This is a genomic window from Streptococcus sp. HMSC064H09, assembly GCF_001812625.1.
Lineage (GTDB): Bacteria > Bacillota > Bacilli > Lactobacillales > Streptococcaceae > Streptococcus.
In genome coordinates, this window is the sequence record NZ_KV809554.1 from 1 (window position 1) to 7536 (window position 7536).

The 7536-nt window shown below is 36.4% G+C and carries 5 protein-coding genes and 2 pseudogenes; 4 read left to right on the plus strand and 3 right to left on the minus strand.

Features of this window, described 5'->3' with window-relative positions; translation table 11 throughout:
• The first annotated feature begins 117 nt into the window (after window positions 1-117).
• The 4 genes and pseudogenes from HMPREF2867_RS01295 to HMPREF2867_RS01310 form a co-directional block, all read left to right on the plus strand.
• A pseudogene (locus tag HMPREF2867_RS01295) lies at window positions 118-977 on the plus strand (ImmA/IrrE family metallo-endopeptidase).
• Between the two features lie 9 nt (window positions 978-986).
• Window positions 987-1673 carry a helix-turn-helix domain-containing protein gene (locus HMPREF2867_RS01300; RefSeq protein ID WP_037599182.1) on the plus strand — a complete coding sequence of 229 codons (687 nt, stop codon included), beginning with the start codon at window positions 987-989 and terminating at the stop codon, window positions 1671-1673.
• Window positions 1674-1687: 14 nt separating this feature from the next.
• Window positions 1688-2143 carry a hypothetical protein gene (locus HMPREF2867_RS01305; protein WP_171963616.1) on the plus strand — a complete coding sequence of 152 codons (456 nt, stop codon included), beginning with the start codon at window positions 1688-1690 and terminating at the stop codon, window positions 2141-2143.
• Window positions 2143-2334, plus strand: a pseudogene (locus tag HMPREF2867_RS01310) (DNA polymerase); the annotation flags it as partial. The gene HMPREF2867_RS01305 and the pseudogene HMPREF2867_RS01310, both read left to right, overlap by 1 nt.
• Window positions 2335-2446: 112 nt before the next feature.
• Here HMPREF2867_RS01310 and HMPREF2867_RS01315 read toward each other — a convergent pair.
• The 3 genes from HMPREF2867_RS01315 to HMPREF2867_RS01325 all read right to left on the minus strand — a co-directional run.
• Window positions 2447-4387, minus strand: a complete 1941-nt coding sequence (locus HMPREF2867_RS01315) for a hypothetical protein (protein WP_070475404.1) — start codon at window positions 4385-4387, stop codon at window positions 2447-2449.
• Window positions 4384-6609 (minus strand): glycosyltransferase family 2 protein, encoded by a 2226-nt coding sequence (locus tag HMPREF2867_RS01320; RefSeq protein ID WP_070575237.1) that lies wholly within the window; start codon window positions 6607-6609, stop codon window positions 4384-4386. The genes HMPREF2867_RS01315 and HMPREF2867_RS01320 overlap by 4 nt, the downstream gene beginning before the upstream one ends.
• Window positions 6599-7536, minus strand: a 938-nt coding sequence (locus HMPREF2867_RS01325; RefSeq protein WP_141750976.1) for a bifunctional glycosyltransferase family 2/GtrA family protein, incomplete at its 5' end; no start/stop codon positions are given. The genes HMPREF2867_RS01320 and HMPREF2867_RS01325, both read right to left, overlap by 11 nt.

Below are 7536 nucleotides of genomic sequence, written 5' to 3' on the forward strand. Positions count from 1 at the left end.
CTAAAAAATTCTTGGAACAAGTTTTGCATGTGGACAATTGTCCACTTTTTTTATAAAACGAACTCAACCAAAAAGGTTTAGTTATCTGTGAGTCATATTTAAAGGAGGTATTGTTCTTTGGATAAGTTATATGCAAGAATAAGTAAGTCTACAAAACATGTATTATACCAGTACATGAAGGATAATAATATCTCATTATTGAATTATAGTTTCAATTATTTTTTTCAGTATTGTATCCAAAAGTACCAAATTCAAGTGATTAGTCACCACTTTTCTAACCATAAGTAGAAGGTTTGACAGTAGTTGATGAATTGGGAAATAGTTTCTCTTATGAAAGAGATAACCTAAAAGTAAAGCAGAATTTCACCTTATGCCATGAGTTAGGTCACTTTATTCTTAAACATAATGGAAATTATTTTGCAGAATCAATTGATAATCAAGAGAATTTACTAGAACGTGAAGCAAATATTTTTTCTGCTGTAGTACTAATGCCTGACATTGTCCTTCTGTCAAAAATATACTATAGTTGCGATACCTTCCAGCAAGTGCAAAATAGTCTTGAAGTTTCAAAACAGGCTTTATTTTTTCGTCTTTTGGACTTGCTACGGGAATATTATTCTGATAATGATAGTGAAATTAAACAAGCAGTTGAGACCTATATTGAAGGGAAAAATGCTTATATTTTTCGTTTGTTTCACGATATTAGAAAACAAATTATAGAGGAGTTCCATCAGTTTCAACCTTCCCTTATTAATCAGGTTAAGCAGAGGGTAAGTAAAGTAGGTTTTACAACGAGTCTAGAATACCCAGATCTCTTGAATCAAGATAACTGGAAAGCAATAAAAGCAAGTAGTATCAATTTAAAAACGTGGCTTATTTATAATAAAGGAAAGTCGATTGCGTATGTTTGGGATAAAGAAAAATTCTCAGATAAAGAGGCAAGGAAAAAAGCAGAAATAAAATTACTATTAATGTGAGGTGGAGTTATGTATCAACCAGAAAAGTTGAAAGCTCGAAGAAAAGAGCTAAAAATGACTCAAAAGGAGATAGCAGATCGATTAGGAATCAGTTATCAAGCCTATTCTGCATGGGAACGTGGAGTAAAAAAACCATCTAGAAAAAAAGTGAAACAGTTGGAGCAGATTCTAAACGTCCCAAAAGATTATTTTACAGAAATTGAGATTGTTCGTCTGTATAATACATTGTCAAATAAAGGTAAAGATCAAGTAGTAGAATATACTCGTAACTTGGTGCAAAAAGAGAAAACTCAACAAGTAGTATCAGTTTCAGAAAATCTCTATGAGTACCATGTATACGAAAAAATGTCTGCTGGTATTGGTACATCAGTTTATGATAATCGAAATTACGACACTGTTTATTTCAATGAAGAACTAGCTCATGATTTTGCCTCTTGGGTATCTGGAGATTCTATGGAACCTAAATATCAAAATGGTTCAGTAGCTCTTATCCGTGAGACAGGTTTTGATTATGATGGAGCAGTATATGCTGTAGTATGGAACTTTCAGACCTTTATCAAGAAAGTCTACCGTGAGAAAGAGGGGCTACGCCTAGTTTCTATTAACAAGGCTTATAAGGACATCTATATTCCTTATGATGAAAACCCTCGTATTGTGGGTAAAATTGTAGGAGACTTTATGCCATTAGAGTTATAAGTTAGGAGAATACCATGGGAATGACGTATAAAGTAAGATTAGAAAAAGCTAAAATGAGGAATATCACTATCCCCTCAGAAATTTTGGAAAAAGATATTGTGGGCGTATATAAGTTTTTTGCCATTTTAGAAGATGAAAAAGTCTGTTTTTATATTGGAAAATCAACTAATATCAGAGAACGATTGTTGTCTTCAAACGGTCATATTAATTTGTTTTTTAAAGAATCAGAGAAGTTAGTACCGTCTGAAATTAAATATTATCTTGGTCAAAATTATGAGATTTTAGTTGAAATAGAAGAGGTTGATTACTCCGATACGGACTTTAGCAGAGCATCCCATCGACTTTCTTTGGCTGAAATAACTGAAATTGTTAAATATCAAAGCATGGGACAATGTTTGAAGCAACTACCAGAAGGCATAGGAGAAGGAGAAAGGGAATATTGGGAAAACAACTATAAAAGAGATAGATAATGGGCTATTTTGATTATTTACGAGAACCAAAATCTGATATTGCTTTTGTGGATATGAAATCTTTCTATATTAGTGTCGAGTGTGTGGAACGTGGATTGCATCCTATGAGGACCTCGTTTTGTGTGATCAGTAGAGCAGATGATTTAAACGGACTTTTCTTAACTTCCTCTCCAATGTTCAAGAAAGTCTTTTGAGCACCACAAGAGGCGAAGTCACAAACTCCGCCTCCTTCTACATATTTTTTGTTGTAATAGCATATTTTATTTGAAATATCAAGACTTATGCTTGATAAAGCTAGAAAACTTACCCTTTTCCAGCAAGAATATCTGATACTTTATACAATCCTGGGGAATATGTCCGACCAAATAGTTTTTTCGTCAAGGCATTAAACGTATAATGGTCATCTAAAATCAAGACTTCGTCATACGTTTTTAAGAGTGCAATAAAGTCATCGTCTGTTAAATTGGAATCATCTCTAGTATCGATATTTTTATTGCTGAGGTAATAACTTGTTGCGCTGTCGCTGTATGATGCCATTAAATCTAAAAATTTTTGGTCAACCGACACAAAATTTTCTCTGGCATCAACATTGACATCCCACAGATAATAACGACTAGCATATTGGGCAAAATAATTATCTACATTCTCCTTATCTGCTGTTACAACCAAAATTCTATCCGTTGACGAATTACTCTGACTTCCAGTAAACTGACGAATTTCTTTTGCGACCTCGTTTGTTTCCTGATTGTTATTGTAAACAATGCTATTATTTTCTGACAAGAACATTCCAATGGCATAAACTGTCAAAACAAGGCTCGCGTATTGGTACAAGCGTTTATTAAATAAGCTCTTGTAAGACCTAGCATTACGTTTACTAATGATTTTTTCATACAGACCCTTGTCCATTACCCATGCTAAAGCCATGGTCAAACAACCAAAAGCAAAGATAACGATGCTCGAAGCATAGCGCTCAAATCCTGCTAATTCTAACGCTTCATCAGTCGGCATTGCTGTCAGATACATGAGTAAAATGCCAATATAGTAAGTCACAATCGAAATATCAACAAATCCCCAAGTCAACAAGACAAATTTCTTATATTTCAAACGAATGCCAATCACAATAAAGGCAATCATCATAATCAGATTGATTATCAAAATTCCATTGCTTGCCAAACTGTCAAACGTAAACACCGATTTGACAAAAAGAGTGATAATTTTTTGTGGGACGCCTGACAGATTTCCAGTCAATACCTGACCAAGTTCTGACATGGACACCGCATGCTTGGCACTTGAGGCATTTGGGAAATTATCCGTCACATGCTTTTGCCAAATAACAAAAGGAAGACAGCTGACTAGCAAGGTCATTATGAGCAGCACTAGTGCTTTTAAACGTGCTCTTTTACGAACAAGTAAACGCACAATACAAACCACATAAACTACTAAAACGAGAGCGACAAAGAAAAGTCCATCTACTTTGACGATACTTAATAATCCAAGAATTACCGCCGTATTTAGCGACAAAAACCAGAAACGATTACGATAGACAAAACAACCTGCTATGGCTGCCAAGGCCAAGGCCGGAAGCAGAAAATCAACCAGCAAATTATTTAATCGAATAGCAACGTTGAACGTATTAAAAACAGCAAACGAAGCAAAAATCATGCTAACCATTAAGACACGTCGATCATCACGAAGTGCCGCAAACATGGCATAAAGACTGGAAGCAATCAAGAAGAATTGCCCGACCAACATACTACCTTCTGAAAAGCCTACGATGGTCGTGAAAAAATAAATGAAAAGTGAACTTCCAACAGGATAGGTATAATAACTAATAATCGTATCCTGCTGTGTTGGCAAAGCATTATTGATATGGAAAAATTTTACAATCGTTGCCCAATGCGTAAAATTATCATAATGTAAAAGCGGTGAATGCCAGAGCGTTATTCCAAACAAAAGCAAATAAGCCATCATTCCAAGCGAAATATAATCAAGTCTCCTAAAGCGATATTTCTTTTTCCATACCGCCCAAAGATAGTAAAGACTCAAAAGACAGCCCAAAACAGAAATGGCATACACGGTCTGCAACATAAAGCCTAACAAACTACCAAGGTACAATACCAATGTAATGACTGAAAATGTAAACACCCATGTCAGACGGCGATTCATCTTCACAGTATTACGGAAAAAGGCATTGTACCCCATGGTAATCACAAAGAACAACAGTAATCTAGCAATACTAATCATACTCTCCCTCTCCATTCATTTGCTAAGGCTTTAAAAGCAGGTAAGCTATCCAAATCCGCTAAATTGGTAACTCGATAAAGCGACTCGTCTCTATCAGTATCATAGGACACAAAAGTCAACTGAATTGGCAAATCTTTGTAGGTAAATGCGACATTCGGTTCTTTTTTAGGATTTGTCAATTTTCCAGAAAATGTCATGTAATAATAATCTGTCTTTCTAAGCTGGCATTTTTTTCCAGCAACCTGAACCTCTTCATTGACACGAACTTTCGGAAAAGCTACTTGGTCATAGGCTGAAACAGGACGTTCATTATTTTGGAAACGTTGACTAAAGTTCTCAAATAAATCATCCCATGTTGTCATCCAAGGGTCTTTTTTCTTCGGAAGATTGTGATTAATGCGGTCATAAATGTACTGATAAAATTCGCGCTTATCAGCTTCAGGAACTTCTGAAAATTGAACGCCGTAGCGCCAACCATTATCAATCGCAAAAACACGAACAACATGACCTTTTACCCTCGCATGGTAATCACGTGATTGCAAATTAAGCGTCAGTTCTTTTTCTTTCGGCAAATACAATGGTAAATCCGTATAGAATGAAATCCCCGTTTCTGAAATATCATAGACTCTCACTTGGTAAGAATCATCATCAACCTCAATAACCATAGCTTCATCAACAGTAAAACGCTCACTTGAGCGATAAATCGGACGACCAAGCGCACAGAAAATCGCAAAGGTCAAATTGATGATATGATAAATCAACCAAAAACTGATAATACTTCCATAAAAAAGCTCTGAACCAAATTTTCCATAGTTAAAAGTCACCAAACCATAAACGGCTAATCCCCATAAAACAAGATAAGGAAGCGCATAAAGGTACAACGTCCACGACGTATAATTTCCCTTACGTGTCACCTTAAATTTTTTATTGCTAATGCCAAAGGACTCCAACATCATGGGAATAAACAAATACGGAGCAAAAATCGTTTCCACAATTTCTCCCCAAACCTGTGTTTGGTATTGTTTTGAGACTTCTCGCATTGACAAGCGTGTCAAGGCGAAACTTGGCAACCAGAATAGGAACAGTAGCCAGATATTTGACACCACCACACGCACATGGAAAACCGTATATAAAATCGGTGCCAAGATATACAATAACCGTCTAAAGAAAGACCACCAATAAAGATAGCCATTAATATAAACAATTCTTTGCCCCATTGTCAATTTGGGATTAAAGAAGATATTCATATTGTAGCTACTGCGAATAACGCCACGTCCCCAGCGCACGCGCTGTTTGATGACACTCTTCAAATCTGTCGGCGTTAACCCGCTAGCCATTGGACTTTTCGTCGAATAATTTACATAACCAGCCGCATTTATCCGAACACCTAGCTCGAAATCCTCCGTAATGGTATCTGTCGGAAAACCACCAACATCTTCAATCGCCTTGCGGAAAATAAGCGTATTAGACCCCGTATAAAGCGCTGCACCGTGCGAATTATTGAAAACATTAATTTCTTTGGAAAAGAAATCTTGTTCGTTTGGTAAGGTTGATTCTGAAAACAAGTTAAATTGGAAAATATCAGCATTGTAAAAACTTTGTGGCGTTTGAATCAAACCAACTTTTGACTTATCATAATCGTCACCATTTTCATAAGCCTCAACTTGTTCAACAAAATAAGGCACAGTTTCCAACAGGAATTCACGATAAGGAATCATATCCGCATCAAATGTCGCCACCAAAGGTGATGACGTCTGACGTAAAGCATTATTGTAGTTTCCTGATTTGGCATCTTTATTATCCGCCAAACCAAAATAACCAACACCAAGCTCATCAGCCAATTTGGCAACTTCTAGACGATTGGTATCATCACAGACGTAGATATGCACCTTAGACTTATCAGGATATTCCATAAAAGTGCAGGCATTAATCGTCTTATAAAGCAACTCTGGATCCTCATTATGCGTTGCAATCAAAACATCCACATCTGGGTAACGCTCCTTAGCAATCTCAGGCTTTTCAAGCTCAAAGTCCTTTTGCTTATTCCAAATGAGAATGTAGCCTGTAATGGCTGAAACTACCTCACTTCCCCACAATAAAATCCCAAAGATCAGCGCAAACCATGAATCATGCCACGGAATAGTCGCCACCAAACGCCAAGTTAAATAAAAGGCAGTCGTTACAAATGCAACGAAATAGAGTATCCTCTTACTAGTCTTCATTCTCACCTCCACTAAAAATCAAATGTTTTTGCACAAAATAACTGACAATGAAAAGTGTACCGTCAACTAAAATCTTCACCAATGAAATTGGCAGCGTCGTCAAGGCATTTCCTAGAACTGTTACCAATAAACTTGACAAAACAATCTGTACTACCACCAAAGTGAAGTATTTTATCGCACTATTTGATTGACCTCGTTTAAAGACCACCTTACGATTCAAGGTGAAATTAACAACAGATGATATCACACGCGCTAAAATCGAAGCTAACGTCACCGCACTAAAACTCAATCCATTAAACAAAGAAATTAAAATCGTAAAAGCAACAATATCAACCAAGAAGGAAAACAATGATGAAAAAATGTACTTGAAGAAAACCTTGTAAATTCTAATCGAGTCACGAATCACATCAAAATGCGACGACTGATTTTCATCCAAATAAATCGTTGCAATGCCAACTTCACAAATCAGAATATTGTCCTCTTTTGCCTCAAGTAACATATTCATCTCAAACTCATACCGTTCACCCTCCACGGTTAAGAGTTTTGGCAACCATGACATAGGAATCACACGAAGTCCCGTTTGCGTATCAGAAACGTTCACACCTGTCATAGCCCCCAAGACGTCTCTTGTCAATAAATTTCCAAATTTACTACGTAAAGGAACAGATTTTTCAAATGTTCTAACACCCAGCACCAAACTATCAGGATGTTGCAAAAATTCAGCCAAACATTTCATCATGTCTTCGTAGGTGTGTTGACCATCAGAATCAATCGTCACAATTCCTTTGGCATTAGGAAAATTGTCCAAAGTATATGAAATAGCCGTTTTTAAAGCACGACCTTTTCCTTTATTATCAGCATGTCTTTGCAAATGACAAGCATAGTTACTCTGCGCTATTGCAAATAACGGTGCAAAATCAGCTCCAC

Bases quoted from the DNA above. Each gene is read 5' to 3' on its own strand.
- HMPREF2867_RS01300 (WP_037599182.1), top strand. From the start codon at position 987: ATGTATCAACCAGAAAAGTTGAAAGCTCGAAGAAAAGAGCTAAAAATG.
- HMPREF2867_RS01305 (WP_171963616.1), top strand. From the start codon at position 1,688: ATGGGAATGACGTATAAAGTAAGATTAGAAAAAGCTAAAATGAGGAAT.
- HMPREF2867_RS01320 (WP_070575237.1), bottom strand. From the start codon at position 6,609: ATGAAGACTAGTAAGAGGATACTCTATTTCGTTGCATTTGTAACGACT.
- HMPREF2867_RS01315 (WP_070475404.1), bottom strand. From the start codon at position 4,387: ATGATTAGTATTGCTAGATTACTGTTGTTCTTTGTGATTACCATGGGG.